The following is a 2979-nucleotide window of genomic DNA, read 5'->3' as shown; positions in this document are numbered from 1 at the left end:
ATGTAAACATATTTGTTCATCGGTATCTTTTAATAGAGAAGATTGAACGAGCATGTCAAGAATTCAACAACCTTTTTTAAATTTTGGTTAAGTTAGAAAGGGCGCACGGTGAATGCCTTGGCACTAGGAGCCGAAGAAGGACGCGACGAACGGCGAAACGCCTCGGGGAGCTGTAAGTGAGCTTTGATCCGAGGATATCCGAATGGGGGAACCCACTATTCGTAATGGAATAGTACCCATACCTGAATACATAGGGTATGAGGAGGCAGACCTGGGGAACTGAAACATCTAAGTACCCAGAGGAAGAGAAAGCAAATGCGATTACCTGAGTAGCGGCGAGCGAAACGGTATCAGCCCAAACCAAGAGGCTTGCCTCTTGGGGTTGTAGGACACTCTATACGGAGTTACAAAGAAATAGGATAGGCGAAGCGATCTGGAAAGGTCCGCGACACAAGGTAACAGCCCTGTAGTCGAAATTCTATTTCCTCCTGAGTGGATCCTGAGTACGGCGGGACACGTGAAACCCCGTCGGAATCCGGGAGGACCATCTCCCAAGGCTAAATACTCCCTAGTGACCGATAGTGAACCAGTACCGTGAGGGAAAGGTGAAAAGCACCCCGGAAGGGGAGTGAAACAGATCCTGAAACCGTGTGCCTACAACTAGTTGGAGCCCGTTAATGGGTGACAGCGTGCCTTTTGTAGAATGAACCGGCGAGTTACGATGTCGTGCAAGGTTAAGCTGATAAGGCGGAGCCGTAGCGAAAGCGAGTCTGAATAGGGCGAATGAGTACGCCGTCGTAGACCCGAAACCGTGTGATCTACCCATGTCCAGGGTGAAGTTCAGGTAACACTGAATGGAGGCCCGAACCCACGCATGTTGAAAAATGCGGGGATGAGGTGTGGGTAGGGGTGAAATGCCAATCGAACTCGGAAATAGCTGGTTCTCCCCGAAATAGCTTTAGGGCTAGCCTCGAGGTTGAGAGTTTTGGAGGTAGAGCACTGATTGGACTAGGGGTCCCCACAGGATTACCGAATTCAGTCAAACTCCGAATGCCAAAAACTTTTACTCGGGAGTCAGACTGCGAGTGCTAAGATCCGTAGTCAAGAGGGAAACAGCCCAGACCATCAGCTAAGGTCCCAAAGTATACGTTAAGTGGAAAAGGATGTGGAGTTGCCCAGACAACCAGGATGTTGGCTTAGAAGCAGCCACCATTTAAAGAGTGCGTAATAGCTCACTGGTCGAGTGACTCTGCGCCGAAAATGTACCGGGGCTAAACGTATCACCGAAGCTATGGATTGACACCTTAGGTGTCAGTGGTAGGGGAGCGTTCTAAGTGCAGCGAAGTCAGATCGTGAGGACTGGTGGAGCGCTTAGAAGTGAGAATGCCGGTATGAGTAGCGAAAAGAGGGGTGAGAATCCCCTCCGTCGAAAGCCCAAGGTTTCCTGAGGAAGGCTCGTCCGCTCAGGGTAAGTCGGGACCTAAGCCGAGGCTGAAAAGCGTAGGCGATGGACAACAGGTTGAAATTCCTGTACCACCTCCTCACCGTTTGAGTAATGGGGGGACGCAGTAAGGTAGGGTAAGCGCACTGATGGATATGTGCGTCCAAGCAATTAGGCTGAGAAGTAGGCAAATCCGCTTCTCGTGAAGGCTGAGTTGTGATGGCGAGGGAAATTTAGTACCGAAGTTCCTGATCCTCCACTGCCAAGAAAAGCCTCTAGCGAGGTGAGAGGTGCCCGTACCGCAAACCGACACAGGTAGGCGAGAAGAGAATTCTAAGACGCTCGGGAGAACTCTCGTTAAGGAACTCGGCAAAATGACCCCGTAACTTCGGGAGAAGGGGTGCTCTGGTAGGGTGTATGCCCGAGAGAGCCGCAGTGAAAAGATCCAAGCGACTGTTTAGCAAAAACACAGGTCTCTGCGAAGCCGCAAGGCGAAGTATAGGGGCTGACACCTGCCCGGTGCTGGAAGGTTAAGAGGAGGGGTTATCCCTTACGGGAGAAGCTCTGAATTGAAGCCCCAGTAAACGGCGGCCGTAACTATAACGGTCCTAAGGTAGCGAAATTCCTTGTCGGGTAAGTTCCGACCCGCACGAATGGTGTAACGACTTGGATACTGTCTCAACGAGAGACCCGGTGAAATTATAGTACCTGTGAAGATGCAGGTTACCCGCGACAGGACGGAAAGACCCCATGGAGCTTTACTGTAGCTTGATATTGGATGTTGGTACAGTTTGTACAGGATAGGTAGGAGCCTTGGAAGTCGGAGCGCCAGCTTCGATGGAGGCGTCGGTGGGATACTACCCTGACTGTGCTGACATTCTAACCTCGAGCCGTGATCCGGTTCAGGGACAGTGTCAGGTGGGCAGTTTGACTGGGGCGGTCGCCTCCTAAACAGTAACGGAGGCGCCCAAAGGTTCCCTCAGAATGGTTGGAAATCATTCGTAGAGTGCAAAGGCAAAAGGGAGCTTGACTGCGAGACCTACAAGTCGAGCAGGGACGAAAGTCGGGCTTAGTGATCCGGTGGTTCCGCATGGAAGGGCCATCGCTCAACGGATAAAAGCTACCCTGGGGATAACAGGCTTATCTCCCCCAAGAGTCCACATCGACGGGGAGGTTTGGCACCTCGATGTCGGCTCATCGCATCCTGGGGCTGAAGTAGGTCCCAAGGGTTGGGCTGTTCGCCCATTAAAGCGGTACGCGAGCTGGGTTCAGAACGTCGTGAGACAGTTCGGTCCCTATCCGTCGCGGGCGTAGGAAATTTGAGAGGAGCTGTCCTTAGTACGAGAGGACCGGGATGGACACACCGCTGGTGTACCAGTTGTTCCGCCAGGAGCATCGCTGGGTAGCTACGTGTGGACGGGATAAGTGCTGAAAGCATCTAAGCATGAAGCCCCCCTCAAGATGAGATTTCCCATGGAGTTAATCCAGTAAGACCCCTTAGAGATGATGAGGTTGATAGGTCTGGTGTGGAAGCATGG

1 rRNA gene is annotated in these 2979 nt (G+C 52.2%); it reads left to right on the top strand.

From position 1 onward, the window contains the following. Positions 1–85 precede the first annotated feature (85 nt). Positions 86–2979, top strand: a 23S ribosomal RNA gene (locus A33I_RS18745); the annotation flags it as partial.

It is taken from the genome of Alkalihalophilus marmarensis DSM 21297, from assembly GCF_000474275.2.
GTDB classification, from domain to species: domain Bacteria; phylum Bacillota; class Bacilli; order Bacillales; family Bacillaceae_D; genus Alkalihalophilus; species Alkalihalophilus marmarensis.
Note: the sequence above shows the minus strand (reverse complement) of the source record. Positions and strands in the feature narration are given on the sequence as shown.